This is a genomic window from Kitasatospora sp. NPDC004723 (assembly GCF_040609255.1).
Lineage (GTDB): Bacteria > Actinomycetota > Actinomycetes > Streptomycetales > Streptomycetaceae > Kitasatospora.
In genome coordinates this window covers 41,826-68,278 of record NZ_JBEXJT010000006.1, presented here as the reverse complement: position 1 = coordinate 68,278, position 26,453 = coordinate 41,826, and the positions used below count along the sequence as shown (strand labels likewise).

The 26,453-nt window shown below is 72.9% G+C and carries 27 protein-coding genes; 13 read left to right on the top strand and 14 right to left on the bottom strand.

Annotation, left to right across the window (positions count from 1 at the left end; translation table 11 throughout):
* Entirely contained in the window at nucleotides 1-1,026 is a 1,026-nt protein-coding gene (locus ABZW10_RS09785) for a phosphotransferase (protein ID WP_355362232.1), read from the bottom strand.
* Between the two features lie 153 nt (nucleotides 1,027-1,179).
* On the opposite strand from ABZW10_RS09785, the gene ABZW10_RS09780 reads away from it, so the two are divergent.
* The 3 genes from ABZW10_RS09780 (at nucleotide 1,180) to ABZW10_RS09770 (ending at nucleotide 3,641) form a co-directional block, all read left to right on the top strand.
* Nucleotides 1,180-1,626 carry a GNAT family N-acetyltransferase gene (locus ABZW10_RS09780; RefSeq protein WP_355362230.1) on the top strand — a complete coding sequence of 149 codons (447 nt, stop codon included), beginning with the start codon at nucleotides 1,180-1,182 and terminating at the stop codon, nucleotides 1,624-1,626.
* A gap of 167 nt (nucleotides 1,627-1,793) precedes the next feature.
* Nucleotides 1,794-2,747 carry a hypothetical protein gene (locus tag ABZW10_RS09775; protein ID WP_355362228.1) on the top strand — a complete coding sequence of 318 codons (954 nt, stop codon included), beginning with the start codon at nucleotides 1,794-1,796 and terminating at the stop codon, nucleotides 2,745-2,747.
* Nucleotides 2,748-2,876: 129 nt separating this feature from the next.
* Nucleotides 2,877-3,641 carry a hypothetical protein gene (locus tag ABZW10_RS09770; protein ID WP_355362226.1) on the top strand — a complete coding sequence of 255 codons (765 nt, stop codon included), beginning with the start codon at nucleotides 2,877-2,879 and terminating at the stop codon, nucleotides 3,639-3,641.
* A gap of 258 nt (nucleotides 3,642-3,899) precedes the next feature.
* On the opposite strand, the gene ABZW10_RS09765 is transcribed toward ABZW10_RS09770, so the two are convergent.
* Nucleotides 3,900-4,889, bottom strand: a complete 990-nt coding sequence (locus ABZW10_RS09765) for an LPXTG cell wall anchor domain-containing protein (protein ID WP_355362224.1) — start codon at nucleotides 4,887-4,889, stop codon at nucleotides 3,900-3,902.
* A gap of 111 nt (nucleotides 4,890-5,000) precedes the next feature.
* Nucleotides 5,001-5,996, bottom strand: a complete 996-nt coding sequence (locus ABZW10_RS09760; protein WP_355362222.1) for an LAETG motif-containing sortase-dependent surface protein — start codon at nucleotides 5,994-5,996, stop codon at nucleotides 5,001-5,003.
* A gap of 211 nt (nucleotides 5,997-6,207) precedes the next feature.
* Between ABZW10_RS09760 and alc the strand changes: the two genes are divergently transcribed.
* The 3 genes from alc to ABZW10_RS09745 all read left to right on the top strand — a co-directional run bounded on the left by alc (nucleotide 6,208) and on the right by ABZW10_RS09745 (nucleotide 9,058).
* Entirely contained in the window at nucleotides 6,208-7,320 is a 1,113-nt protein-coding gene (gene alc / locus ABZW10_RS09755) for an allantoicase (protein ID WP_355362220.1), read from the top strand.
* Nucleotides 7,321-7,422: 102 nt separating this feature from the next.
* Nucleotides 7,423-7,686, top strand: coding sequence for a hypothetical protein (locus tag ABZW10_RS09750; protein ID WP_355362218.1), 264 nt, complete (start codon nucleotides 7,423-7,425; stop codon nucleotides 7,684-7,686).
* A gap of 58 nt (nucleotides 7,687-7,744) precedes the next feature.
* Nucleotides 7,745-9,058 carry an amidase gene (locus tag ABZW10_RS09745; protein WP_355362216.1) on the top strand — a complete coding sequence of 438 codons (1,314 nt, stop codon included), beginning with the start codon at nucleotides 7,745-7,747 and terminating at the stop codon, nucleotides 9,056-9,058.
* A gap of 15 nt (nucleotides 9,059-9,073) precedes the next feature.
* On the opposite strand, the gene ABZW10_RS09740 is transcribed toward ABZW10_RS09745, so the two are convergent.
* Complete coding sequence (locus tag ABZW10_RS09740) at nucleotides 9,074-9,733, bottom strand: TetR family transcriptional regulator (RefSeq protein ID WP_355362214.1); 660 nt, start codon at nucleotides 9,731-9,733, stop codon at nucleotides 9,074-9,076.
* A gap of 200 nt (nucleotides 9,734-9,933) precedes the next feature.
* Here ABZW10_RS09740 and ABZW10_RS09735 point away from each other — a divergent pair, with 200 nt between their 5' ends.
* Together ABZW10_RS09735 and ABZW10_RS09730 are read left to right on the top strand one after the other, a co-directional pair.
* Complete coding sequence (locus tag ABZW10_RS09735; protein ID WP_355362212.1) at nucleotides 9,934-10,854, top strand: alpha/beta hydrolase; 921 nt, start codon at nucleotides 9,934-9,936, stop codon at nucleotides 10,852-10,854.
* On the top strand, nucleotides 10,851-11,474 hold the full coding sequence (locus ABZW10_RS09730) for a TIGR03086 family metal-binding protein (RefSeq protein WP_355362210.1): 624 nt from the start codon (nucleotides 10,851-10,853) through the stop codon (nucleotides 11,472-11,474). Before ABZW10_RS09735 ends, ABZW10_RS09730 begins: the two co-directional genes overlap by 4 nt.
* Nucleotides 11,475-11,517: 43 nt before the next feature.
* On the opposite strand, the gene ABZW10_RS09725 is transcribed toward ABZW10_RS09730, so the two are convergent.
* The 3 genes from ABZW10_RS09725 to ABZW10_RS09715 form a co-directional block, all read right to left on the bottom strand.
* Complete coding sequence (locus tag ABZW10_RS09725; protein WP_355362208.1) at nucleotides 11,518-11,649, bottom strand: hypothetical protein; 132 nt, start codon at nucleotides 11,647-11,649, stop codon at nucleotides 11,518-11,520.
* A 189-nt stretch (nucleotides 11,650-11,838) separates the two neighbouring features.
* Complete coding sequence (locus ABZW10_RS09720) at nucleotides 11,839-12,795, bottom strand: pirin family protein (RefSeq protein WP_355362206.1); 957 nt, start codon at nucleotides 12,793-12,795, stop codon at nucleotides 11,839-11,841.
* A gap of 140 nt (nucleotides 12,796-12,935) precedes the next feature.
* Nucleotides 12,936-13,370, bottom strand: coding sequence for an SseB family protein (locus ABZW10_RS09715; RefSeq protein WP_350560614.1), 435 nt, complete (start codon nucleotides 13,368-13,370; stop codon nucleotides 12,936-12,938).
* Nucleotides 13,371-13,664: 294 nt separating this feature from the next.
* Between ABZW10_RS09715 and ABZW10_RS09710 the strand changes: the two genes are divergently transcribed.
* Complete coding sequence (locus ABZW10_RS09710) at nucleotides 13,665-15,494, top strand: acyl-CoA dehydrogenase (RefSeq protein WP_355362204.1); 1,830 nt, start codon at nucleotides 13,665-13,667, stop codon at nucleotides 15,492-15,494.
* A gap of 314 nt (nucleotides 15,495-15,808) precedes the next feature.
* A complete protein-coding gene (locus ABZW10_RS09705) occupies nucleotides 15,809-17,122 on the top strand; it encodes a M18 family aminopeptidase (protein WP_355362202.1) in 1,314 nt (437 codons plus the stop codon).
* Nucleotides 17,123-17,211: 89 nt separating this feature from the next.
* On the opposite strand, the gene ABZW10_RS09700 is transcribed toward ABZW10_RS09705, so the two are convergent.
* From ABZW10_RS09700 to ABZW10_RS09680, 5 genes are all read right to left on the bottom strand, one after another.
* Entirely contained in the window at nucleotides 17,212-19,029 is a 1,818-nt protein-coding gene (locus tag ABZW10_RS09700; RefSeq protein ID WP_355362200.1) for an NHL domain-containing thioredoxin family protein, read from the bottom strand.
* Between the two features lie 47 nt (nucleotides 19,030-19,076).
* A complete protein-coding gene (locus ABZW10_RS09695; protein ID WP_355362198.1) occupies nucleotides 19,077-20,108 on the bottom strand; it encodes a Fic family protein in 1,032 nt (343 codons plus the stop codon).
* Between the two features lie 111 nt (nucleotides 20,109-20,219).
* Nucleotides 20,220-20,354: a hypothetical protein gene (locus tag ABZW10_RS09690; RefSeq protein ID WP_355362670.1), complete on the bottom strand. Its 135-nt coding sequence runs from the start codon at nucleotides 20,352-20,354 to the stop codon at nucleotides 20,220-20,222.
* Between the two features lie 62 nt (nucleotides 20,355-20,416).
* Entirely contained in the window at nucleotides 20,417-21,646 is a 1,230-nt protein-coding gene (locus ABZW10_RS09685) for a glutathionylspermidine synthase family protein (RefSeq protein WP_355362196.1), read from the bottom strand.
* A gap of 6 nt (nucleotides 21,647-21,652) precedes the next feature.
* Nucleotides 21,653-22,054, bottom strand: a complete 402-nt coding sequence (locus ABZW10_RS09680) for a hypothetical protein (RefSeq protein ID WP_355362194.1) — start codon at nucleotides 22,052-22,054, stop codon at nucleotides 21,653-21,655.
* A gap of 176 nt (nucleotides 22,055-22,230) precedes the next feature.
* Here ABZW10_RS09680 and ABZW10_RS09675 point away from each other — a divergent pair, with 176 nt between their 5' ends.
* Nucleotides 22,231-22,653 carry a DUF350 domain-containing protein gene (locus ABZW10_RS09675; RefSeq protein ID WP_355362192.1) on the top strand — a complete coding sequence of 141 codons (423 nt, stop codon included), beginning with the start codon at nucleotides 22,231-22,233 and terminating at the stop codon, nucleotides 22,651-22,653.
* 61 nt (nucleotides 22,654-22,714) lie between these two features.
* Here the strand turns inward: ABZW10_RS09675 and ABZW10_RS09670 are convergent, their stop codons facing one another.
* A complete protein-coding gene (locus ABZW10_RS09670) occupies nucleotides 22,715-23,068 on the bottom strand; it encodes a helix-turn-helix domain-containing protein (protein WP_355362190.1) in 354 nt (117 codons plus the stop codon).
* Between the two features lie 105 nt (nucleotides 23,069-23,173).
* On the opposite strand from ABZW10_RS09670, the gene ABZW10_RS09665 reads away from it, so the two are divergent.
* Nucleotides 23,174-24,082: an NAD(P)-binding domain-containing protein gene (locus tag ABZW10_RS09665; protein WP_355362188.1), complete on the top strand. Its 909-nt coding sequence runs from the start codon at nucleotides 23,174-23,176 to the stop codon at nucleotides 24,080-24,082.
* Between the two features lie 40 nt (nucleotides 24,083-24,122).
* Here the strand turns inward: ABZW10_RS09665 and ABZW10_RS09660 are convergent, their stop codons facing one another.
* Complete coding sequence (locus ABZW10_RS09660; RefSeq protein ID WP_355362186.1) at nucleotides 24,123-25,181, bottom strand: aldo/keto reductase; 1,059 nt, start codon at nucleotides 25,179-25,181, stop codon at nucleotides 24,123-24,125.
* Nucleotides 25,182-25,361: 180 nt separating this feature from the next.
* Here ABZW10_RS09660 and ABZW10_RS09655 point away from each other — a divergent pair, with 180 nt between their 5' ends.
* Nucleotides 25,362-26,423, top strand: coding sequence for a hypothetical protein (locus tag ABZW10_RS09655; RefSeq protein ID WP_355362184.1), 1,062 nt, complete (start codon nucleotides 25,362-25,364; stop codon nucleotides 26,421-26,423).
* Nucleotides 26,424-26,453: the final 30 nt, after the last annotated feature.

The window sequence follows — 26,453 nt, the reverse complement described above, 5'->3', positions numbered from 1 at the left end:
TCAGACCCCGACCACCGCGGCCAGCTCCGCCTCGATCGCCGGCAGCTCGGCCAGCATCCGGCGGGCTGCCACCGTTCGCAGGTGCCAGAACCTCGCATAGATCCCCCGGCCCGGCAGCCGGCTCTCCCCGTACAGCGCGTCCGCCCCGAACCAGGAGGTCAGGTTGTGCAACAGCGCCATCCGCGCCGCGTACACCAGCTCCGGCCGGACCTCGGCCGGGACATGCTCCGCGTACGCCGCCACAGCCGCAGCAGCACTCGCCCGCCAGTCCGCGGACTCGGCCACTGTGAACGGCTCGAAGGCGACCCGGCCCAGCTCCCAGGTCGGGAACGCGATGCGGGCCTGGATGTCGATCACACCGACCAGCTCGTCCTTGCTGTTCCACAGCAGGTTCGCGCCGGTCGCGTCGAAGTGCACGATCTGCTCGCGCGGGGACTTCGGGAGCCCGGCCTGCAACTCGCCCAGGGCATCCAGTTGGGAGATCCGCTCCTCGACCTCCGCCCGACGTGCCGGATCGTCCTCGTCGGGGTCGGCCACGGCGTCGATCCGGGCCAGGAGGTCACGACCCCGTTCCTGCAGCACATCGGCGCGGTGGGACCACCAGTGGTTGGTGTTCGCCTTGAAGCCCGCTTGCGGGTGGCCGGCCAGCGTGTTGTGCAGCCGCCCGAGCGCGTCCCCGATCTGCCCACCATGGGCAGGCGTGTACGGCAGCTCCAGCGAGGCGCCGTCCACCCAGTCCCACAGCGAGATCGCCACTTCGCCGTGCCGGGCGACGCTGCGGCCCCACAGATCGGCGTGCACCGCCGGGAACGGGCTGCCGGCCGCCCGGCCCAGCTCCGACACCGTGACCCGCCCGGCCATGACGTCCAGGTTCGCCCGGCGTGGGTACGCCTTGACGAACAGCCGTCCCCGCTCGGTGTCGGCTGCGAAGTTGTCCGTCTCCGTCCCCAGCGGAATCACGGTCACCGAAGCATCCCGCAGGCCGTACGCCTCGGCGAGCACCTCGGTGATCTGCTCGGCGGACACCTCACCGGGCGATGGCGAAGACGAAGAAGAAGGAACAAATACTCCCACAGCAGGGCATTTCAGACGGCCGGCGCCAGCCTATCCACCCAGCGCCCACCACTTCCGTACTTTCCCGAAACACAGACACGCCCTCCGCTCATCGAGGAGTCACCCGTGTACGTGCGACCCGCAACACCTGACGACGCTGCCGAACTCACCCGCATGCGAGCCGCTTTGCTCCGAAAGCCCGGCGCCGGGACCGCGTGGCACGATCGCCTGCGGGACCACCTGCGTCACGGCATCGCCGACGGCACCCACATGGCCGCCTTCGTCATCGACAACCCCGCCGGCGGCCTTGCCTCTGCCGCCCTCGGCACCATCCACCAGGCCCTACCCGGCCCCCGTCACGGCGGCCTCACCGGCCACATCCACCTCGTCGCCACCGAACCCGCCTTCCGGCGCAACGGCTGGGGCCGCCTCGTTACCGCTGCCCTTACGCAGTGGCTTCGTCGCCAGGATTGCTCGGTGATCAACCTCAACACCACTGAGGAAGCAGAGCGGCTCTACCGGAGCCTCGGATTCCTCCCCAACGTCCGGGCGATGTTCTCTGCCGACTGCTGAGTCAGCATCCGGGGAGCACCTTGGACCGGCATGTGATCAAGCCTGCTGCAGCAAAAGGGCCTTGGCGCGGCGGGTGACGTGGTACGTTCCGTGGTCCAACCGAAAATAGGCGACCCCGGCGGTGCTGGTAACACCCCGGGGTCCGGCAACAGGAGTGAGCCCTCCCGATGCGTATCCATCGTAGCGCCCACATGCGCAACTTCACCGTGCTGCCCAACGGCCTCCTGCAGGACCGGCGGCTGTCCTACACCGCCCGCGGCCTGCTCGCGGACCTCCTCTCCCGCCCGGACGGCTGGCGCGAGGACGGCCGGCACATGGCCGACACCAGCCCGCAGGGCCGAGGTGCGATCCGAAAAGCCCTGAAGGAGCTGACCGAGGCCGGGTACTACCGGGTCGAGAAGATCCGCATGCCTGATGGCACCATCCGCACCGAGACCCATGTCTACGACACCCCGCAGCTCGCACTGCCGAGTGCCACCCGTCCGGTCTCCGGTGAGGTGAGCACCGGCCGTGCTGGCGCCCCTGTTGTAAAGAATCGGTACCAAGAACCCTCCCACCCTGCCGAGCCGTGGTCGGCCACCGGCGGTGAGGCCACCGACCGGCCCGAAGGGCGGGATGAGGGCCACACCATCGACCAGGAGCCTCCGGCCATGCCGGACGACCAGATCCGCGAGGCGGTGGCGACCTTGTTCCGGGCGATCCGCCCGGAACCGCGCCTGCGGCTGGGCGAAGCCGAGGCCACCGAGCTGGCTCCACTCGTCGCCCAGTGGCTGGATCGTGGCAGCACCACCCAGGAGCTGGCCCAAGCCCTGCTGCCCGGCCTGCCCGTGCCCCTGCACTCCCCGGTCGGCGTGCTCCGCAGCCGCTTGCAACGCAAGATGCCGCCCGTCCAGACCCCGCAGCAGCCCTCCAAGCCCGGGTACGCCGAGTGCGCCAAGTGCCACGACCCGGTGCCACAGCCGGGCATCTGTGCCGCATGTGCGGGCCTTGGTGGGCAAACAGTTCAGGTCGGCGGTGGGGCGGCCGTAGCCGCTGCCGGAGCCGCGCGTGTCCGGGCGGCCGTACTCGCCGCCAGGTCGGCGCTGCCCGTGGGGGAGCTTGCCGGAGCAGCCGCGAGGTAGGCCGGTCGGTGCCTCGGATACGGCCGCCGAGCCGCCCCTGTGCTGCCTAGGATCGACCGGGTACACAGGATCGCCGGCGAGAGGAGCCCGATGGGTGGGGCCAGCAGCATCGACAGAGCACGGGCCACGATGACCGAAGAGACAGTCGAGGAGATGCTGCGGTCGCGGGCAGGCATGGACCCCGCTGACCTGACCGTGCTGCTGGATGTCCTCGCGATCGGCATCACCAACAGCGCGTGGCGCAACAGCTGCGTCGAGGACTGGCATGGAGAGGGTCGCCTGTCTGACGGCGACATGATGCGGGTCAACAGCCATACCACGTACGGTGTGCGCCAGCGGCTGCGGGGATGGGCGAGGGAACACGGCATCAGTACCGGCACGCGTGAGGGGCTGGCGGGGCTCACGGTCGAGGATGCCGACGCTCTCGGCTACCGGCTCTTCCGCTGGCTGACGAACCCCGAGCGCAAGCTCCCGACTGGTGCGACGCTCCGCGATCTTGCGCGGACCGAGGCCGACCTCGACGAGTACGTGGAAGAGGCGGACCAGAGCCTGCGGGGCTTCGTCGCACGGATGGAGGACAAGGGCGTCCGCTTCGGTCTGCTGTTCTCGGCTGCCCATGGTGCACTGGCCTGCACCGAATGGTGGGGGCACCCCTCCTGGCCTACGCGAGTCGACCAGTTCGTGGCCGTGCTCGACAATTCGGCAGACCATCCCTATGGGCCCGAGGAGTACGAGCGACTGCGACCCGAGCCAGCTGGCATGCAGGATCGGAGCGCACTACGTGCGACGCTCCTGCGGGCACCGTGGGAACTGGACAGCGCTATCACCGAGTGGCTCATCGATGCAGGCATCGGCTGCTTGAAGATCGCCCCGGACGTGCCCGGCGGGCACTGACCGGCGATGCTGCCCAAGTGTCCTGCAGGGCACATCCGGGGCACAAGAGGGCCCAAAGTGCCGCTGACCAGTGCGAACTACTGAAGGTAGTTTCGCCTGGTCAGCGGCACTTCTGTGGTCGAACCAGCAGGTCACGGGCTTGCGGGGATCAAAAGATCCTCAAGTGGCAGGACGACGCCCTGCTCCCCCGGGCGTCCTGACGGGTCCGCCCCGGCCCGCGGGGGCGGGGCGGGGCGGGTGGGCCGGGGGTGGTGGGGGTCAGTCGCGGGTGGGCTTGCGGCGGCGGGCGACCAGCAGGGCGGCGGTGCCGAGGAGGACGGCGGCGCCGCCGGTGATGGCGATCGGCGTGGTGGCGCTGCTCGCGCCGGTGTCGGCGAGGCGGGTGCCGGTCGAGCCGCCGGTGGTGCCGGCCGGGCGGACGGTGGCGCTCGGCGAGGGCGAGCTGCTCGCGGTCGGGGTGGCGGTGGCGGTCGGAGTGGCGGACGCGGTCGAGGTCGGCGTGGTGGTGGCCGAGGGGGACGACGTGGCCGGGGCCTTGTCGACGGCCTTGATGGTGGAGGAGTACGCGCCGATCAGCCGGTTGCAGGTGTACTTGACGTTCTGCGGGCCCACTCCGTACGGGAGAACCTCGGAGGCGCCGTCGAGGGAGAGGTAGAACTCCTGCCACGGCGAGTCGGTGACGGAGAGCCGGATCGTCGCCGTGATCATCTCGTTCGGCTTGACCTGGAAGGAGCCGAGGGACACCGAGCCGTGGTCGGTCGTCGCGTCGGCCGGCTTCCAGGCGCCGTTCTGGACCTTGACCTCCGACTTGGGCTTCCAGAGCCCCTTGTTGGAGTCGATCTTGTAGGTGAGCTCGAAGTCCGTCAGCGTGGTCGAGCTGGTGTTCTGGAAGGAGATGGCGATCTCCTGCGCCGTGCCGTCCTTCACGAGCGTGAACTCGGCGGGACTGACGTGGACCGGCATCTTGACGTCGCGCTGGTACATGCAGCCGGACGGCAGCGTCGGCGTGGCGGACGGGGTCGCGGTCGGCGTGGCCGTGCCGGTGGCCGTCGGGGTGGCCGTCGCCGACGGGGTGTCGGTCGGTTCGGCGGTCACTTCGGCGGTCGGCGCGCCGGTCGGCTCGGTGGTCGCGGTGGCCGAGGGCTCGGAGGTCGGGTCCGCGGCGAAGGCGCCGGAGGTGCCGGCCACGGTCATCCCGGTGGTCAGGACGAGCAGGGCGGCTACGGCGGTCAGACGGGAGGTGCGCACGATCACGGCTCCGGCGGTCGTTGGCGGTGGCGGGTGGTGAAGGCTCTGTCAGGTGGACGTCCGAGGGATACGAACGGTTGTGCGTACCCCTCGGACCTCTTCGGTCGGTGATCAGCCGTGCGCGCCGGCCTTGCGGCGGCGCAGCGCGAGCAGCGTCCCGGCGCCGGCCGCGAGCACGACGGCGCCGCCGACGGCGATCGGCAGGGTGTTGGAGCTGGAGCCGGTTTCGGCCAGGTGCGGCCCGCTCACCGCGGACGGCGAGGCGGAGGCGGAGGCGGAGGGCTTGGCGGAGGCGGACGCGGTACCGGCGGGCCCGGCCAGGGTCAGCTTGAACTCGCCCTCGTAGTAGTTGATGTACTGCGTGCAGCCGTTCTTGTCGGGCTTGGCCGGGTGGGGCAGCACGGTGTTGTCCATGGCCGTGTCGCCACCGCCGAAGTTGCCCGAGTACTTGGCCAGCGGCGCCTTGGCGGTGGGCGTGATGCGGAACTGGAGGGTGAGCTTCTCGCCCTTGCCGAGCCGGAAGGTGCCAGTATCGGCGGAGGAGTTGTTCATCTGCGCGGGCTTCCAGTCCTGGCCGGGCGCGCGGAACTGGACGGTGAAGTAGTCCTTGTCCCACGCGTGGCTGTCGACGCCGTCCTCCCGGTCGAACACGGACAGGTAGAGGTAGGTGTGGAACTTCGGCAGCTCGACCTCGCTGAGGTTCTCCCAGGTGACGGAGGTCTCCTGGGTCGTACCAGGGGCGATGGTGGTGCCCCACAGCCCGGTGCCGCTGACCTTCAGCCAGTCGTAGCCCTGGTACACGCCGCCCGAGCAGCCGGAGCCCGGTGCGGTGGTCGGCAGCAAGGTCGGCGGGACAGAGGGCCGGTTCGTCGGGGTGGCCGTGGTGGTGGCGCTCGGGGAGGTGCTCGCCGAGGGGGTGGCGGTGGCGGTGGCGCTCGGGGTGACGGTGGCGGTGGCCGTCGCGGACGCCGTGGCCGTGGCCGTGGGCGTGTCGGTGGCCGACGGCGTGGGCGGGACGGCGACGGCGCCGGCGGTGGCCGCGCCGGCCGTCGCACCGAGGGAGAGCACGAGCAGGGTGGACGCGGCCAGGAGGCGGGAAGAACGCAAGGTCTTGGCTCCAGCGTTTCTTGGTGAACTATGTCCGAATATGCGCGACTTGGCGACCGGATCCGAGAGCCCGATGGCGTCGCAGGAGCGGCACCCTACGGGACGTGGGCGAAGGGCTCTCACCCGGGGTGGCCGAAATGCGACCCCGGCCGGACGCCTTGCCCGGTTCCCGGCGATGGACCCGACCGGCCGCCGGGGCGAGGCTGGAAGCATGACCGCCGAAGCGAACGCCAGCCCGAGTCCCGACCGTTCGTCCGACCGGTTGCCCGACGCGGACGCCCCGCCGTACGGGGGCGGCGACCCGTACGCCGACTACCGGGCCGCCGAGTTCCCCTTCACCGCCCTGGTCGACCTCGCCGACCGCCGGCTCGGCGGCGCCGTCGTCGCCGCCAACGACGAGCTGTTCGCCGAGCGGGAGAACCTGCTGCTGCCCCGGCCGGCCGAGTTCCGCCCGCACACCTTCGGCAACAAGGGCCAGCTCATGGACGGTTGGGAGACCCGCCGCCGTCGCGGCGCCGGCGCCGACCGCCCGCACCCGGCCGAGGACGACCACGACTGGGCGCTGGTCCGCCTGGGCGTGCCGGGCGTCGTGCACGGCGTCGTCGTCGACACCGCGCACTTCCGGGGCAACCACCCGCGGCAGATCGCCGTCGAGGGCGCCGAACTCCCCGGCACCCCGGGCCCGGAGGAACTGCTGGCCGCGGCGACCGGCTGGCACCCGCTGGTCCCCCGCTCCCCGGTGCGCGGCCACGCCGCCAACGGCTTCGCCGTCGCCGACCGCCGCCGCTTCACCCACCTGCGGCTCAGCCAGTACCCCGACGGCGGCATCGCCCGCTTCCGGGTGCACGGCGAGGCCCGCCCCGACCCCGGCTGGCTGGCCGCGCTCGGCACCTTCGACCTGGCCGCGGTGGAGAACGGCGGCGCCGTCGAGGACGCCTCGGACCGCTTCTACTCCGCCCCGGTCAGCCTCCTCCTGCCCGGGAAGTCCCGGGCGATGGGCGACGGTTGGGAGAACCGCCGGCGCCGCGACGCGGGCCACGACTGGGTCCGGCTGCGACTGGCCGGGCGGGGCGCGGTCCGGGCGGTGGAGATCGACACCGGCTACTACGTCGGCAACGCGGCCGGCTGGGCGGCGCTGTCCGGCCGGGACGAGCGGGGCACGGACCCCGAGGAGTGGTTCGAGCTGGTGCCGCGCACCCGGCTGCAGCCCGACGCCGTGCACCGCCTGGTGATCGACGCCCCGCGTCCGGCCACCCACGTCCGGCTGGACGTCTTCCCGGACGGCGGGATCGCCCGGCTGCGGCTGTGGGGCGGGCTGGTCTGATCCCGGCACCGGCGGGCCGCCCCGGCCCCCGGCCCCCGGTGGTGCCCCGCTCCGCTTGCCGGGCCCGCCGGGCCGCCGGACGATGGGGGAATGATGCACCGGATGCGTGCCGAGTACGCCCCCGGCGGTGCCTCCGCCGGGGTGCGGATGTGGCACATGGTCCGCGGCGGCGGGAGCGTGGCGATGTGCGGCCGGGAGCTGGACGAGCGGGCACCCGCCCGGGAGGCGGCGGACTGGGGGCGCACCCGCGAACTCTGCTGCCACACCTGCGGGGCCTACCTGCTGCGCGAGGCGCCCTGGCTGGGCGACGAGCACCGGCCGGGCCGGCCCGGTGACCAGCGGGAATCGGCCTGGCCGACGGAGTGAGCGCCGCACCGGTGGTGCGGTGAACGGTCCCCCCGGGGCCGGGGCTACCGTGGTCGGCATGGAGCAATCCCTGGTCCGGCCACGGTCGTTGATCCGTGAGGCCGCCGCGCTGCGCGCGGGCGTACCCGCCCTGGCCGTCCACGTCGACCGGCTCTGCGCCCGGATCGACCAGGTGGACCCGCTGATCCACGCCTTCGTGCCGGAGCCCGGCCGTGTCGACCGGCTGCACGCCGAGGCCAGGGCGCTCGCCGCCCGCCACCTTGATCCGGCGCAGGCGCCGCCGCTGTACGGGGTGGCCGTCGGGATCAAGGACATCGTGCACGTGGACGGCCTGCCCACGCACGCCGGCTCCGCGCTGCCGCCGGGCGTCCTGGCCGGACCGCAGGCCACCGTGGTGGACCGGCTGCGGGCGGCCGGGGCGCTGATCGCGGGCAAGACGGTGACCGCCGAGTTCGCGGGCGGAGCCCCCGGACCGACCCGCAATCCGCACCACCCGGGCCACACCCCGGGCGGCTCCAGCAGCGGTTCGGCGGCGGCGGTGGCGGCGGGGCTGGTGCCGCTGGCGATCGGCACCCAGACGGTCGGCTCGGTGGTCCGCCCGGCCGCCTACTGCGGTGTGGTGGGCTTCCGGCCGACGCACGGGCGGATCCCGGCGGCGGGCGTGATCCCCAACGCGCCGGGCCTCGACACGGTGGGCCTGTTCACCGCCGACCTGGCCGGAGTCGCGCTGGCCGCCCCGCTGCTCTGCGACGACTGGGACGACCGGCCGCAGCCGGGGCACGACGACGTCCCCGTGCTCGGCGTCCCGGTCGGTCCGTACCTGGAGCGGGCCCGACCGGAGGCGGTGGAGGCCTTCCGGCGGCAACTGGAGCTGCTGTCCGCCCGGGGGCTGATGGTCCGCCAGGTCGATGCGCTGCCGGACTTCGCCGAGCTGGAGCGGCAGCTCCGGACGATCAACCGGTTCGAGATGGCGGCCTCGCACGCCGAGTGGTTCGACCGCTTCGGCGCCCTCTACCGGCCGGAGACGGTGGCGGGCATCCGGCACGGCCGGGGTGTGGACCGGGCCGCGTACGAGGCGGCGCTGCGCGCCCGCGAGGCCTTCCGGACGCGGCTCGCCGCCCAGCGCCGGCGGGCCGGGGTGGACCTGCTGCTGGCCCCCTCGGCGACCGGCCCGGCGCCGCTCGGGCTGGACAGCACCGGCAGCGCCGTGATGTCGCTGCCGTGGAGCTTCGCCGGGCTGCCCGCGCTGAGCCTGCCCGCCGGGGTGACGGTCCGGGGTCTGCCGCTGGGCCTCCAGGTGGTCGGCGAGGCCGGGGCGGACGAGCGGCTGCTCGCGCAGGCGGCGGTCCTGGAACGGGTGCTGGACGCCTGAGCGCCGCGTCCGGGCCTACCGGTCGGCCCGCAGCGCGGGGGTGTCCGGGTCGGTGGCGTCCGCGCGCAGCCGGCGCAGCGCCGCGCGGTGGGCGCGTTCGTACGGGGTGTCCTCGTCGAGCAGCAGGGCCTGCGGGTTGGCGTTCTCCAGCAGGGCGATCAGGGTGAACGTGATGTCCTCCAGATCGGCGTCGGCGCGCAGTTCGCCGGCGTCGCGGGCGCCGGTCGCCAGGCCGAGGACGGTGGCGTGCCACTCCCGCCAGTTGGCGGCGAGGGCGTCGCGCAGCGGGCCGGGGCGGGCGTCGTACTCGGCGTTGACCTCGTAGAAGAAGCAGCCGCCGGGGAAGACCCGGGCGCGCGAGTAGGCCAGCCAGGACTCGCAGAGCAGCCGCAGTTTGCGCAGCCCGGGGGGCTCGGCGGCGATCGGGTCGAGCACCGCGTCGGAGAAGATCCGCCGGGCCGCCCGGACGGTGGCGAGCTGGAGCTCCTCCTTGGAGCCGAAGCCGGCGAAGACCCCGCTCTTGCTGAGCCCGAGGTCGGTGGCGAGCCGGCCGATCGACAGGGCGTCCAGGCCCTCGACGGAGGCGATCTCCACGGCGCGGCGCAGGACCGTCCGGCGGGTCTCCTCGCCGCGTTGCACCCGTCCGTCCGTGCGGGACGTGCTCGCTCCGGCCACCACCGCTCTCACCTCAGTTCTCCGGTCGTCCGTCCGTGCCGCCAGGGTAGCCGGGCGGATGGCCGACCAAAAAAATGCACGAACGGTCGTGCTAATATCTCGCCCAGTTCGGCTCTTGCCCTCGGCGTTCACAGCTCGGCATCCACAGCTCGGCTTCTACAACTCGGCATCCGCAGCTCGGCATTCACAGGGAGTTCCGCATGGACCCGGCCGTCGCACTGATCCGCACCACCCTGAACACCGTCTCGCTGGCCTCCCCCGGCCTCGCCGGCCGGGCCGCGTTCGAGCTCTACCGCCACCCGCTGCGGCGCGGCCGGGTCCGCACCCGCGAGCGCGAGGTGCACGACCGGGCCGTCACCGGGACGCTGCGGCACCGCGGCGAGCGGGTGGTCGTCCACCGCTGGGGCGACGGCGGGCGGCCGGTCCTGCTGATGCACGGCTGGCAGTCCCGGGCCTCCCGGTTCGCGGACTACGTGCCCCGGCTGGGCGCGCTCGGCCTCACCGCCGTCGGCTACGACGCCCCCGGGCACGGCGACTCCGGTGGCCGGACCGCCACCGTGCTGGACCACCGCACCATCGCGCTTCGGCTGCAGGAGGAGTACGGCGCCTTCGAGGCGGTGATCGCCCACTCGCTGGGCGTCAACGCGGCCTTCCTGGCGCTGCGCGAGGGGCTGCGGGCCGGCCGGCTGGCCGCCGTGGCCGGGGTCGCCGAGGTCTCCTGGCTGCCCGCCGGATTCTGCGCCAGGCTCGGCCTGAACGCCACCGTGCGTCGGGAGTTGACGCGCCGGGCGGAGAGCGGTGCGATGTTCCCCGGGGTCGCCGACGTGCGGAGCCACTTCGACGCCGCCCGCAACCCCGAGGAGATCACCCCGCCGATCCTGGTGGCGCACGACGAGGAGGACGACGTCGTCCCGTTCGCCCAGGCCCGCCGGCTGCGGGCGGCGTACGGCGACCGGCTGGAGCTGCTGGCCACCCGGGGGCTGGGCCACCGGCGGATCCTCACCGAGCCGACCGTGATCGACCAGGTGATCGGCTTCCTGTCCGCCGGGACGGAGCCGGGGACGGAGCCGGGGACGGAGCCGGCCGTGGCGGCCGAGGCGACCGCGGCGGATACGGTATGAGCCCGCTCGAACTGCACAGCCGCTCCCTGGAGTTGGCCGCCGCCGTGGTGGACACCGTGCAACCGGAGCAGCTGGTGCTGGCGACGCCCTGCGCCGGCTGGTCGCTGCGGCGGCTGCTGGAGCACGTGGTCGGGCAGCACCGGGGGTTCGCGGCGGCCGCCGACGGCGCCGGGGCGGACCTCGAGCACTGGCGCGACGTCCCGGTGCACGGTGATCCGGCCGGCGCGTTCCGGCACTCGGCGGCCCGGCTGACCGCGGCCTTCGCCCTCGCCGCCGCGACGCCGCGGCCCGCCCCGCTCCTGCTGCCGGAGATCCGCGCCGGCGAGCCGTTCCCGTTCGAACAGGCGGTGGGCTTCCACCTGCTGGACACCCTGGTGCACGCCTGGGACGTGGCGGTCGCGCTGGGCTCGCCGGCCCGGCTGGTGGCCGCCGTGGAGGACGAGCCGCCGCTCGCCGGGGCACTGCTCGCGGTGGCCGGGGCGGTGCCGGCGGCCGCGGCGGACCGGGCGCCGGGGCGGGCCTTCGCCGCCGTCCGGGCGGCCGACGGCTCGGCCGGCCCGTTCGAGCGCGCGCTGGCCCTGCTGGGCCGCGACCCGGCCTGGGCGGTCCCGGTGCGCTGACGCCCGCCGACCGCCACCGGCCGTCGTACTACCGATCGTCCTGCTACCGGTCGTCGTGCTGCCGGCGGTCGTCGCGCTGCTCGTCGGGGAAGCGGGGCCCGCCGATGAAGAAGAGCAGCGTGGCGGTCGGGAAGCCGAGCGCGGCGGCCGTCACCACGATGAACTGCCAGAACATCCGTCGCTCCTCACCCTCGGCCGAAACGTGCGTCCGTGGTCCGACGGTAGGGCCGGATCCCCCGCCCTGCCACCGGGGCGGGCGGGGCGGGGCGCGCACGAGGCAAGGCGCACGACGACGCCCCGGCCCGCTGCGCGCGGCTGCGGCAGCCGTGAGCGGAGGGCCGGGGCGAGGGCGTCACGGGGGTGACTACCGGTCGGCGGGGATGGTGCCGAGGCGGCCGGCCTGGAAGTCCTCCATGGCCTGCTGGAGTTCGCGGTGGCTGTTCATCACGAACGGGCCGTAGTGGGCGACGGGCTCGCGGATCGGCAGGCCGCCGAGGAGGACGACCTCGAAGTTGTTGTCGCGGGAGTCCTGCTTCTCGTCGGCACGGATGGTGATCGAGTCGCCGTCGCCGAAGACCACGGCCTGGCCCCGGTGGAAGGGACGGTGCTCGGTGCCGGCCGAGCCGTTGCCGGCGAGGCCGTAGGCGAGGGCGTTGAAGTCGGAGCGCCAGGGCAGGGTGATCTGGGCGCCGGGGCTGACCGAGGCGTGGATCATGGTGATCGGGGTGTGGGTGGAGCCGGGGCCCTGGTGGCCGTCGATCTCACCGGCGATGACGCGCAGCAGGGCGCCGCCGTCCTCGGTGCTGAGCAGCTTGACGCTGCCGCCGCGGATGTCCTGGTACTTCGGGGCGATCATCTTGTCCGAGGCGGGCAGGTTGACCCACAGCTGGAGGCCGTGGAACAGGCCGCCGGACCGCACCAGGGACTCCGGCGGGGTCTCGATGTGGAGGAGGCCCGAGCCGGCCGTCATCCACTGGGTGTCGCCGTCGGTGATGGTGCCGCCACCGCCGTGCGAGTCCTGGTGGATGAACGTTCCGTCGATGATGTAGGTGACGGTCTCGAAGCCGCGGTGCGGGTGCCAGGGGGTGCCCTTCGGCTCGCCGGCCGCGTAGTCCACCTCGCCCATCTGGTCCATCATGATGAACGGGTCGAGGAACTTGGTGTTGATCTTGGCGAAGGCGCGGCGGACGGGGAAGCCCTCGCCTTCGAAGCCCTCGGGAGCGGTGGCCACGGTGAGGACCGGCCGGGCGCTCGTGACGGCGGGGTCGGGGGTGGCGACGCGCGGGAGGGTCAGCGGGTTGTCGACGGTCACGGCGGGCATGTCGGCCTCCTTCGGGGATTCTCCTCTGGCCTGTGTCCACGAGATTAGTTCAATCCTCAACAAGAAGCAAGTTGAATTTTGAACCAAGTCCGCGCGGGCCGACCGGCGGGCGGGGCCGGCGGCCCCCCGACCATCGTCCGTCAGCCGTACATCCGGCGCATGGTGAAGTCGACCATCTGCTCGACCGCCTTGGCGTCGAACACCATCCGGTGCTCGCCCTCCATGTCCAGCGCGAAGCCGTAGCCGGTCGGCAGCAGGTCGAGGACCTCGGCGCCGGTGACGGTGAAGTGCTTGGAGTCCTTGCCGGCGTAGCGGCGCAGCTCCTTCAGCGAGCTGAACATCGGGATGACCGGCGTCGGCGTGTTGTGCAGGGCCAGGAAGCCCGGCCGGTCGCCGCGCGGGCAGTGCACCTTGGAGGTGATGAAGATGGCCTGGAAGTCCTCCACCGCCATCGAGCCGGTGGTGAAGGCCCGCACCGCGTCCGCCAGGGACGGTGGCGAGGGCTCCGGGTAGAGGGACTGCTGTGCGCTCGGCGGCTGCTCGCCGTACGGGCCGGGGCCGGGCATGCCGTTCATGCCCGGCTGCGGCCCCGCCTGCTGCTGGTAGGGATCGCCCGGGTATGCGTTCTGGTCATAGCCGTACACACGGACAGGCTATCGGGAGCGCGGGGCCCCGTGCGGGCGTCGATCCTGACAAGGTGTGGCCGTCCCGGCTTGTGGGACGTGACCACGTTCATACGGTTATCCGCAGAGGATTCACCGACGGGGGCTTGAAACAAGTTACCGCCGGGTAGCATCATAGGCCTACTGGTGGGTACGGGCGCCCGAACGCGGAGATGTCCCGGAAGCGACGAACCGGAGATAACGGCCATGGGTCACTACAAGTCCAACCTGCGGGACGTGGAGTTCAACCTCTTCGAGGTGTTCGGCCGCGAGCAGGTGTACGGCACCGGACCGTTCGCGGAGATGGACGTCGAGACCGCGAAGAACATCCTGAGCGAGATCGCGCGCCTCGCCGAGAACGACCTCGCCGCGTCCTTCGCCGACACCGACCGCAACCCCCCGGTCTTCGACCCGGAGACCAGCACCGCGCCGATCCCGGCGGCCTTCAAGAAGAGCTACCAGACCTTCATGGACGCCGAGTGGTGGCGCCTGGGCATCCCGGAGTCGATCGGCGGCCAGGTCACCCCGAACTCGCTGGTCTGGGCCTTCGCCGAGCAGATCCTGGGCTCCAACCCGGCCATCTGGATGTACTCCTCCGGCCCGGCCTTCGCCGGCGTCATCGCCGAGGAGGGCACCGAGGCGCAGCTGGAGGTCGCCAAGCGGATGACCGACCGGCTGTGGGGCTCCACCATGGTCCTCACCGAGCCGGACGCCGGCTCGGACGTGGGCGCCGGCCGCACCAAGGCGGTCCAGCAGGAGGACGGCTCCTGGCACATCGAGGGCGTCAAGCGCTTCATCACCTCGGGCGAGCACGACATGTCCGAGAACATCATCCACATGGTGCTGGCCCGCCCCGAGGGCGGTAAGCCGGGCACCAAGGGCCTGGGCCTGTTCATCGTCCCCAAGTTCGACTTCGACTGGGAGACCGGCGAGCTGGGCGAGCGCAACGGCGTCTACGCCACCAACGTCGAGCACAAGATGGGCCTGAAGGCCTCGAACACCTGCGAGATGACCTTCGGTGCCAAGCACCCGGCCAAGGGCTGGCTGCTCGGCGAGAAGGTCGACGGCATCCGCCAGATGTTCAAGATCATCGAGTTCGCCCGGATGATGGTCGGCACGAAGGCCATCGCCACCCTCTCCACCGGCTACCTGAACGCGCTGGAGTACGCCAAGGAGCGCGTGCAGGGCGCCGACATCTCGCAGTTCCTGGACAAGACCGCCCCGCGCGTCACCATCACCCACCACCCGGACGTGCGCCGCTCGCTGCTGACCCAGAAGGCGTACGCCGAGGGCATGCGCGCCCTGGTGCTGTTCACCGCGTCCACCCAGGACGACATGGCGGCCGCCAAGCTGCGCGGCGAGCGCGACGAGGCCGCCGAGCGCCTCAACGACCTGCTCCTGCCGATCGTCAAGGGCTACGGCTCGGAGAAGTCCTACGAGCAGCTCGCCCAGTCGCTGCAGACCTTCGGCGGCTCCGGGTACCTCCAGGAGTACCCGATCGAGCAGTACATCCGGGACGCCAAGATCGACACCCTCTACGAGGGCACCACGGCCATCCAGGGCCAGGACTTCTTCTTCCGCAAGATCGTCAAGGACGGCGGCCAGGCGCTCACCGCGCTGTCCGAGCAGATCCAGAAGTTCCTCGGCTCCGCCGCGGGCGGCGACGCCCTGGCCGCCGAGCGCGAGCTGCTCGCCAAGGCCGCCGGCGACCTGGAGGCCATCGTCGGCAAGCTGCTCGCCGACCTCTCCTCGGTCGAGCAGGACGTCAAGAACATGTACAAGGTGGGCCTGAACACCACCCGCCTGCTGATGGTCTCCGGCGACGTCGTGGTCGGCTGGCTGCTGCTGCGCCAGGCCGCGGTGGCCCTGGCCAAGCTGGAGGCCGGCGCCTCGGAGAAGGACGTGCCGTTCTACCGGGGCAAGGTCGCGGCCGCCCGCTTCTTCGCCAAGAACGTGCTGCCGACCGTCGCCTCGCAGCGCCTGATCGCCGAGGGCATCGACAACGAGATCATGGAGCTGGCGGAGGAGGCGTTCTGACGCCACCCGTCTCCCGCCGCCGCCCTGCACCGGGCACGCCGCGCGTGACACCTTCCTGACCGCCCGACCCCACCCTCACACCGAAGGGCCCGGTCCTCCCGACCGGGCCCTTCGGCGTGTCCGACGGCCCGGTCGACGGCCCGGCCGACCTGCCGGTGGCCCAGCAGCGGTGAGGGGGGCGTCAGTTCACGGTTCTGTCTGCGTTGTGCATCCGTTGGGATGCTCCGAGTGTCATGTCCGTGTACGGGCATATGCTCAAGGTGCGAGGCCGATCCCCCATTTCGGCCCCGGCCCTCCCTCGACCCAGGAGCAGCATGTCGACCGCCGCCCGCCAGGCCTTCTTCGACCGGACGCACACCGATGACCTGATCGCCTTCCTCGGCACCTCGCCGTCGCCCTACCACGCGGTCGCGAGCGCGGCCGAGCGTCTGGAGAAAGCCGGCTTCCGGCAGGTGCTGGAAACGGACTCCTGGGACGGCGTGGCCGGTGGCCGGTACGTCGTCCGCGGAGGCGCGCTGATCGCCTGGTACGTGCCGGCCGGCGCGGGCCCGGAGACGCCGTTCCGCGTGGTCGGCACGCATACCGACTCGCCCAACCTGCGGGTCAAGCCCCTCCCGGACACCGGGTCGGCGGGCTGGCGGCAGGTGGCGGTGGAGATCTACGGCGGGGTGCCGCTGAACACCTGGCTCGACCGGGACCTCGGCCTCTCCGGGCGGCTCACGCTGCGCGACGGCAGCCGGCGGCTGGTCCAGCTGGACGAGCCGCTGCTGCGCGTGCCGCAGCTGGCGATCCACCTGGACCGCCAGGTCAACGACGGCATGAAGCTGGACAAGCAGCGCCACCTCACCCCGATCTGGGGCCTCGGTCCGGTCGACGAGGGCTCGCTGATCGGCTACGTCGCCGAGCGGGCCGGGGTCGACGCGGCCGACGTGACCGGCTGGGACCTCATGACCCACGACGTCCAGCCCGCCTCCTACCTGGGCCGGGACCGCGAGCTGCTGGCCGGCCCGCGGCTGGACAACCTGCTCTCGGTGCACGCCGCCACCGCCGCGCTGGCCGCGGTGGCCACCGCCGCCGAGACGGACGGCGCCGCGCTGCCGTACATCCCGGTGCTGGCCGCCTTCGACCACGAGGAGACCGGCAGCGAGTCGGACACCGGCGCGCAGAGCCCGCTGCTCGGCAACGTCCTGGCGCGCAGCGTCCACGCGCGCGGCGGCGGCCTGGAGGACCGGGCCCGGGCGCTGGCCGGCACCGTCTGCCTCTCCTCCGACATGGGCCACGCCGTCCACCCGAACTACAGCGAGCGGCACGAGCCGGGCCACCACCCGCTGCCCAACGGCGGGCCGATCCTCAAGGTCAACGTCAACAACCGGTACGCCACCGACGGCGTCGGCCGGGCGGTGTTCGCGGCGGCCTGCGAGAAGGCCGGCGTGCCGTGGCAGACCTTCGTCTCCAACAACGCCATGCCCTGCGGTACGACGATCGGCCCGATCACCGCGGCCCGCCTCGGCATCCAGACCGTGGACTGCGGCATCGCGGCGCTCTCCATGCACTCGGCCCGCGAGCTGTGCGGCGCGGAGGACCCGTACCTGCTGGCGAGCGCGATCAAGGCGTTCCTGGAGGGCTGAGCCCCCGCAGGACGCAGGAGCAGGACGCAGAACGAACGGGGCCCGGCGCGTGCGAACTCGCCGGGCCCCGTGTCCGTGCCGCGGGCCGGTTACTCCAAGCCCGCCAGCACCAGCGGCAGCCGGCGCGCGCCGTCGGCGGTGAGCTTCACCGGCACGCCCCAGTCCTGCTGGTGGACGTGGCAGGCCGGGTACTCGATCGCCGGGTCGTCGTCGCAGGACGCCGCCATCGCCGAGACGTGCAGCACGCCCTCGGTCACCGTGTCGGAGAGCACCAGCTCACGGGAGAGCGCGGAGTCCGCGCCCGCGCCGGAGACCAGCAGCTCGGGCGGGGTGGCGCTGACCAGCAGCCGGGTGGACGGGCCGTAGCGCTCGTCCAGCTTCTGGCCGGTGGGGGCCCGGAAGACCACGTCCAGCCGCAGGGCGCCCGGGGCGACCTCGGTGGCGGCCCGCTGGGTGCGGTGCGCCACCGCGTCCACCCGGACGGCCTCCTCGGGCAGCCGCAGCCGGGTCAGCCGGTGCCGGGCGGACTCGACCACCACGATGTCGCCGTCGGCCAGCACCGCGCCGGACGGCTCGCGCAGGTCGGTGGCCAGCGTGCTGACCTCGCCGCTCGCCGGATCGTAGCGGCGCAGCGCGTGGTTGTAGGTGTCGCTGACGGCCACCGAGCCGTCCGGCAGCACGGTGACGCCCAGCGGGTGCTGCAGCAGGGCCTGGCCGGCCGCGCCGTCCCGGTGCCCGAAGTCGAACAGGCCGGTGCCGACGGCGCTGTGCACGGTCCTTGTTTCACGTGAAACCCAGCGCAGCGCCGAGGTCTCGGAGTCGGCGACCCAGAGCCGCTCGCCGTCCGCCGAGACCGCCAGGCCGGACGGCTGGGCGAACCAGGCCTCGGCGACGGGGCCGTCGACCAGGCCCTCGTTGGTGGTGCCGGCCGCGACGCCGACGGTGCCGGCGGCCGGGTCGTACGCCCACAGCTGGTGGACGCCGGCCATCGCGATCCACACCCGGCCGTCGAACCACGCGACGTCCCACGGGGAGGAGAGGTCCACCTCGCGGGCCGGTCCCTCGGTCGCCGAGCCCTGCCACCACTGCCGTCCGGTGCCGGCCAGCGTGGTCACCCGGCCGTCGGCGAGCCGGACGCCGCGCAGCGCGTGGTTGACGGTGTCGGCGACGATCACGTCGTAGTCGGCGGTGCCCTCCGGCAGCAGCGCCAGGCCCTGCGGCTCGCTGAACCGGGGCGCGGTGCCGTCCACCAGCCCACGCGCGCCGTCGCCGATCCGGCGCACCACGGTCTCGCCGTCGGCCTCCAGCTCGACGAGCGAGTGGTGGCCGGAGTCGGCCACCAGGAAGCGGCCGTTCGGCAGCCGGACGGCCTTGCCGGGGAACTTGAGGTCCCCGGCGGTCGGCTCGGGCGCCACGTACGGGCCGTCGCCGCGCCGCAGCGTGCCCTTCGCCGTGTGCTCGGCCTCCAGCTCCTCGACCAGCCGGGCGATGGCGTGCGCATGCCCCTCGCCGGCGTGCTGGGCGACCACGTACCCCTCCGGGTCGATCACCACCAGCGTCGGCCAGGCCCGCACCGCGTACTGCTTCCAGGTCGCGAGCGCCGGGTCGTCCAGCACCGGGTGGTGCACCTCGTACCGGTCCACCGCGTCCACCACGGCCCGGTGGTCGGCCTCGTGCACGAACTTGGGCGAGTGCACACCGACGATCACCACGGTGTCCCGGTGCTTCTCCTCCAGCTCCCGCAGCTCGTCGAGGACGTGCAGGCAGTTGACGCAGCAGAACGTCCAGAAGTCTAGTACGACACACTTACCTCGCAGGTCGGCAAGCTTGAGTTCCTTGCCGCCTGTGTTGAGCCATCCACCGGCGCCGACCAACTCGGGGGCGCGGACACGTGCACGAGAAGCCATGGCCCAATCAAACCCCACGCTGCCCGTCCGCATTCCGGTGCGGGGCGTCATGCCGTGGAGCGGGGCCTGCGCTGATGCTTCGCGGCCTTGTAGGCTGCGACGGATTTGCGTGACGAGCGCCAGACTCCGTCGGAGCCCTGCACGGCGTTCAGGCGACCACGCTGGGCTGCCTGTCGGAGTGCTGCGAGGGACAGCTCCTCATCGACAAGCGCGGCAAGCGGGACCATCCTCGCGGGGCCGGCCACGTTCGGGACGATGAAGCGGTTGAGGTTGTCTTCCATGGCCCGCGCGATCAGCTCGCCGAGGGTGCCATAGTCCCCTGCGTCCGCTCTGCGCAGCGCGGTCAGGTATGCGTCCCGCTGTCGCTTGAAGATGATGATCGGCGGATATCCGAGGCGAACGAGGACAAGGTTCATGACGAGTCGGCCTGTTCGGCCATTGCCGTCGAGGAACGGGTGGATTCGTTCGAACTGGTTGTGGATGCGGGCCAGTTCTTCGGGGAGCGGGCGGTCGAGATCCGCGCTCTTCTCAATCAGCTGGCCAAGGGCGCAGGCGTCGGTAACCCACTGCTCGACCTGTGCCGGCACCAGCGGCCAGCGTGGCGGCGTCATTCCCTCGGCGAAGGGGGCGATGTCGTGTTCGCGGAAGTTGCCAGGGACCTCGCGGTCGCCCGCCTCCGGGTGGGGTGCCACGTTCCAGACCGGGGTCATCGCCGTGTGGTGGATATGGCGGATCTCGCCGAGGGTGATGAGGCGCCCGTCATGCCAGGCGTCGGGTTCCAGTGCCTGGCCGTAGACCCAGCGGGCGGCGTCGGCATATCCCTGGACCTCGTTGTACTCGCTGAGTGGCTTCGCTCCTACAGCTCGTCCTTGATCCAGGAGTGCTTGCACCTCGCGCAGGACGAGCGTATTGCCCTCAAGCGCGGTGGAGTGGTGTGCTTCCTGATGCCAGATGTCGTCCCAGATCTCCTGGGCTTCCCTGGGACTGGGGAGTCCGCCGAAGCGCTCGTTCAGCTCCGTCAGTGCGCCGGTGAGTCGGGCGTAGACAGTACTGCGGCTGGGCCTGCCTCGTCCGGCCAACTTCGCTCTCCTCGGAATTGATACATGCCATGAGTGGCTAATTGAACTTATCAACTTCGAGGGCTACCGAGGGGCTGACCAGTACATGCAGGCCCTGGGGCGGCAAGATCCCTACGCGAAAGTCCAGAAGTCCAGAATGGTGATCTTGCCCCGGAAGTCGGCGAGCGCCAGCTCCTTGCCCCCGGTGTTCAGCCAACCGCCTGCCCCGACCAGCTCGGGGGCGCGTACACGTGCACGAGATGCCATAACCCCATCAAACCGCACGGCGGGTGTCCGCATTCCGGGTACCCGGGGGTGCCCGGACGGGCTCAGACGATGAGGTGGGGCAGGAAGCGGGCGCCCTGGTGGGTGATGGGGCTGTCGTCGGTCTCGCGGATGCCGAGGCCGGCGGCCTCGCCGTCGACCACCCAGGTGCCGAGGACCGGGCGGTTGCCGTCGAAGTCGGGCAGCGGGTGGAGCTGCTGGTAGCAGTGGCCCTCGGCGCCGTAGCGGTCCGGGTCGCCGGCCCAGTCGGCCAGCCGGGTCTCCCGGCCGCCCGGTTCGACGATGCGCACGCCCGCGCCCTCGCGGCCGAGCAGCGGCTTGGCGGCGTAGCCGGGGCCGTCCGGGGCGGCGAGCTCGCGCGGGCCGTCCAGGTAGGCGGGCAGCAGGTTGGGGTGGCCCGGGTTGAGCTCCCACAGGACGGCCAGCAGGGCCTTGTTGGAGAGCAGCATCTTCCAGGCCGGCTCGATCCACATCGTGGAGCCGGTGGAGCCGCCGTGGTCGACGACGTCCAGCAGGCGCTCGCCGAACTCGTCGGAGGCCAGCCACTCCCACGGGTAGAGCTTGAACGCGGCGCGGACGAAGCGGTGCTCCAGGTCGACGAAGCGGCCGGACAGGCTGTCCCAGCCGATGTCCTCCATGGCGATGCCGACCGTCTCGATGCCGGCCTGCTCGGCGCACTCCTGGAGGTAGAGGGTGGTCATCCAGTCCTCGCCCTCGGTGTCGCCGCGCGAGTGCGCGAAGTGCACCGGGCCGGGCGGCAGCAGGTGCTTCTGCCGGGCCCAGGAGGCGACCAGGCGCTCGTGCAGCGAGTTCCACTGGTCGGCGTGCGGGAAGCGCTCCTCCATCCAGAACCACTGCGGGCCGGCCGCCTCGATCAGCGAGGTCGGGGTGTCGGCGTTGTACTCGAACAGCTTCGCCGGGCCGCTGCCGTCGTAGGCGAGGTCGAAGCGCCCGTAGAGAGTGGGCTGTTCGTCGCGGCGGTGCCAGGACTCGGCGACGGCGGCGGCGAGCCGCGGGTCGGTGATGCCGTAGTCGGCGAAGCGGCCGGTGCGCACCACGTGGTCGGCGGCGGCCAGCGAGAGCTCGTGCAGTTCCTCGACCACCTCCTCCAGCGCCTCCACCTCGGGCAGCGAGAACTCGTAGTAGGCGGACTCGTCCCAGTAGGCGTGCGGGCCGCCCTGGTTGCACGGGTCCGAGCACATCGCGTAGACGAGGCCCTGGCCCTCGACGGTGGCCAGCCAGTCGGGACGGGGTTCGACGGTGCGGCGGCGCACGGCGGATCAGCCCCCGCCCGAGCCGCTGGAGCCGGAGGGGCAGCCGAAGCCGCCGCGCTTGGTGGCGGACTTGTCGAAGGTGCCGCCGGTCGCGGTGGTGGAGCCGGAGCCGCAGTAGTACCAGCGGCCGGCGGTGGCGGTGCCCTTGGTGGTGCAGGAGTGGCTGTCCAGGACCTTGAGGGTGGCCGGGTCGACGCAGCGGCTCGGCGGGTTGCCGCCGGAGGAGGACGAGCAGCCGGAGAGGGCGAGCGCGAGGGTGCCGACCATGCCCAGGGTGACGACGCCGGAGCGGCGGCGGGAGGGCGCTGCCGAGGCGTGGCCGCCCGGGGAGGGCGCTCCCGGGGAGGGGGCGTCAGGTCCGGGATCGTCAGGTATCCGGGTGGACGCGGCGGGCGGCGGCTGGGTCATGGCGTCCGATGGTACGCGTGCGGCCCATGGTGCGGGAGGGGTCCGTTCCCGCTCGGAGCCCGACCGCGATGGGTTATCTTTTGCCGATCCTTGACCGTGGGAGGGGGCCCGCGCAACGGGCGGCCCGGCCCGCGGTGAGCGACCTGCGACACGGACCCCGGGGGGCTGGACAACCCATGAACGACATCCTGCACGGTCTCGGCGCGGCGTCGGCCTTCGGCGGCGTCGGCGTGGTCCTGCTGCTGCTCGGCATCGTCCTGGTGGACGCCCTGACGCCCGGCCGGCTCGGCCACCAGATCTGGATGGAGCGCAACCGCAACGCCGCCGTGCTGCTCAGCTCGGCGCTGCTCGGCATCGGCGGCATCGTCTTCACCGCGATCCTCTACACCTACGAGGACTTCGGGAAGGGCCTGGTCTCCACCGCCTGCTTCGGCGTGCTGGGGCTGCTGCTGATGGCCGTCGCGTTCTGGGTGGTGGACCTGCTGACGCCGGGCAAGCTGGGCGCGATCCTGGTCGACCCGGAGCCGCACCCGGCGGTCTGGGTGACCGCCAGCTGCAACCTCGCGGTGGCGGCGATCGTGTCCGCCGCGATCGCCTGAGACGGGCGCGACCGCCCCGGGCCGCCCCGGGCCGCCGCGATCGTCCGGGGTCGGCGGGGCGTCAGGCGGCCGGGTGCGGGACGCCGTTCAGCACGTGCTGCCGGCCCCAGGCGCCCAGCGGCGCCAGCGCCTCGTTGAGCCGCCGCCCGGCCGTCGTGAGCGAGTACTCGACCCGCGGCGGCACCTCGTCGTACGAATCGCGGTGCACGATGCCGTCGGCCTCCAGTTCGCGCAGGTGGGCGGCGAGCACCTTCTCGGTGATCCCCGGCACCTGCCGGCGCAGCTCGCCGAAGCGCAGGCTCGGCCGCTCGGCCAGCGCCCAGAGGATCAGCACCTTCCACTTGCCGCCGATCACGTCCATCGCGGCGTCGATCCCGCACACGTACGCACCGGGCCTCGGCACGGTTGCCGCCATGTCCCGCCCACACCCCTTCGCCGGCCTGCTCGCTCACCTCAGGGTAACCACCCACTCCGAAGTGCGTACTTGATCGTTTCCGGGGGCGGAACGAGGCTGACGGACATGACGCAGAACCTTTCCGACACCGCCTCGAAGGCCTCGCCCGCCCCGCTCACCCTGCTCGGCCTCGGCGCGATGGGCACCGCGCTGGCCGGCGCCTGGCTCGCCGCCGGGCACCCGCTCACCGTCTGGAACCGCACCGCCGCCCGGGCCGAACCGCTCGCCGCCCGGGGCGCCGTCGTCGCCGCCACCGCGGCCGAAGCGGTCGCAGCCAACCGGCTGGTGGTGGTCTGCCTGCTCGACGACGACTCGGTCGAGGAGGCGCTGGCCGGTGCCGACCTCACAGGCCGGGACGTCGTCAACCTGATCACCAGCACCCCCGGCACGGCCCGCGCCCGCGCCGCCTGGGCGACCGGGCGCGGTGCCCGCTACCTGGACGGCGGGATCATGGCCGTCCCGCCGATGATCGGTGTCCCGCAGGCCGGCCCGTACGTCTTCTACAGCGGTTCGCAGGAGCTCTTCGAGGAGCACCGGGCGGCCCTCGCGGCCCCGGCCGACGCCCGCTACGTGGGCGCGGACGCCGGCCTCGCCGCGCTGTACGACGTGGCGCTGCTGAGCGCGATGTACGGGATGCTCGGGGGCGTCGCGCACGCCTTCGCGCTGGTGCGCGGCGAGTCGGTCGACCCGCGCTCGCTGGCCCCGCTGCTCTCCTCCTGGCTCACCGCGATGACCGGCTCGGTCGCGGCCACCGCCGAGCAGCTGGTGGCCGGCGACTACACCGGTGGCGTCGTCTCCAACCTGGCGATGCAGGTCGCCGGTGTGCCGACCTTCCTGCGCACCGCCGAGGAGCAGGGCGTCAGTCCCGAACTGCTCACCCCCTACTTCGAACTGATGCAGCGCCGCCTCGCCGCCGACCCGGCCCGCCACGGCGTGGAGGACCTCACCGGCGTGATCGACCTCCTGCGTCCCTAGGGCGTGTCCGTCGGACACGCCCTGGGCGCCCGGCGCGTTGTCAGCCGGCCGCCGGGCGGTCGGCGGGGAGGCGGCGGCGCAGGGCCGGGTCGGTGAGGGTGCGGGGCTGCCAGACGCCGTCCGGGGGGTAGACGTCGGTGCCGGGCGGGACGATCGCGTCGATGCGGTCCAGGGTGGCGTCGTCGAGCACGAGGTCGGCGCCCTTGAGGGCCGACTCCAGCTGGCCGAGGGTGCGCGGTCCGATGATCACCGAGGTGACCGCCGGGTGCGCCGCCGGGAAGGCGAGGGCCAGTTCGGGCAAGGTGCGGCCGAGGTCCTCGGCGACGGCGGTCAGCTCCTCGACCGCGGCCAGCTTGGCCTGGTTGACCGGCAGCGCCGGGTCGAAGCGGGCCGGCATCAGGGCGGCCCGGCCGCTGGTCAGGTCGACCGGCCGGTCCTTGCGGTAGCGGCCGGTGAGGAAGCCGGAGGCGAGCGGGGACCAGGTCAGCGCCCCCATGCCGAGCCGCTGCACGGTCGGCAGGACGGCGCGCTCGACGCCGCGGGCGAGCAGCGAGTACGGCGGCTGCTCGGTGCGGAACCGGGGCAGGCCGCGCCGCTCGGCGAGGTGGTGGGCCTCGACGAGGTCGTGGGCGGGGAAGGTCGAGCAGCCGAAGGCGAGGATCTTGCCGGCCCGCACCAGGTCGCCGAGGACGGCGAGGGTCTCCTCCAGGTCGGTGGCGGGGTCGGGCCGGTGCACCTGGTAGAGGTCGATCCGGTCGGTGCGCAGCCGGCGCAGGCTCTCCTCGACCTCGCGGACGATCCAGCGGCGGGAGTTGCCGCCCCGGTTGCGGCCCTCGCCCATCGGGAAGTGCACCTTGGTGGCGAGCACGACGTCGTCGCGGTCGCCGCGGGCCTGCAGGGCCTTGCCGACGATCTCCTCGGACTCGCCGGCCGAGTACATGTCGGCGGTGTCCACGAAGTTGATGCCCGCGTCGAGCGCGGCGTGGACGATCCGGGCGCAGTCGTCGTGGTCGGGGTTGCCGATCGCGCCGAACATCATCGTGCCGAGGCAGTAGGTGCTGACCTCGATGCCGGTGCCGCCGAGGGTGCGGTAGCGCATGGTGGTGGTCCCCCTGGGGTGCGTCGGTGGTGGGTGCGGTTCGCTGATTCCGCTGCCGACCCTAGGAGTTGGAGTGCGCTCCAACGCAAGGCGCTGTCCCGGGGGTTTCCCTCTGCCGGGGGAGCCGGCTCGTCCCGGCGGGCGAGGTGCGGCCGGTCCGGCCGCTGCGAACGTGGCGGTATGACGACGGTGGACAGGCGGCGGCCGGCGGGCCGGTGGCGGCGGGTGGACGGGTGGCGGACCGACGGGCGGGCGGTGGCCGCCTGGGGCGTCGGCTACGCGGTGCTCGGCGCGGGCTGCGCGCTGGGCGGGACACCGCTGTTCGGTGCCGCCGCGGTGGGCTGGGCGGTGGCGGCGGTGGGCCTGGCCGCGGCGGCGGCCGGGGCGGTGCTGGGCGCGGCCGGGCCGGGTCGGGCGGTGCGCGGGGTGCTCTGGACGCTGTGCGGGCTCGCCGCGGCCGGTGCTTTCGGCCTGCTGATGGACGCGATCACGCTGCTGTTCGGCCAGGGCCTGGACAGCGGGCCGGGCGCGGCGGAGCACGCGCTGGCGGCCCTCGGCGCGGGGCTGCTGGCGGCCGCGGCGCGCTCCGGCACCGCGCCGTCCGCCGGCACCGCGCCGTCCGCCGGCTCGCACTCCGCCGGCTCGCACTCCGCCGGTCCGCACTCCGCCGGTCCGCGCTCCGGGGCCTCGCGCCCCGCCCCGTCGGCCGCCTCGGGAACGGTGCAGCTCGCGGCGCTCGCGGGGAGCGCGGCGTTCGTGCCGTACGTGGTGATGAAGCTGTGCTGGGCCTCCGGCGGCACCTTCGCCGGGATGAGCGGCGCCGAGATGCACGCCGCCTCCGTGCGCAACGGCGCCTCCGGGGTCTGGCTCACCCTGGAGTCCTGGGGGCTGGACGGGACCGCGCTGCTGGCGGGGCTCGGGGTGTTCCTGCTCTGGGGGCTGGTCCGCCCCTGGGGGCAGGCGTTCCCGCGCTGGACCCTCCCGCTGGCCGGCCGCCCGGTCCCGCGCTGGCTGCCGCTGGTGCCCGCCCTGCTGGGGGTGGCCACCCTGGCGCCGTACGGGGCGGTGGGTGTCGGCTGGTCGGCGCTGGCCACGGCGGGGGTGGTGGAGGTGCCGCGCGGTGACTTCCCGACGGCGGCGGACACCCTGCTGGTCGCCTGGATCGGCCTGGGCGCGTTCGCCGTGTACGGGGCGGCCCTGGCGGTGGCGGCCCGTTCGTACTGGCGGCGCACCGCCCGCTGACCGATCGGGCGGGTGTTGCTGAAACAGCAA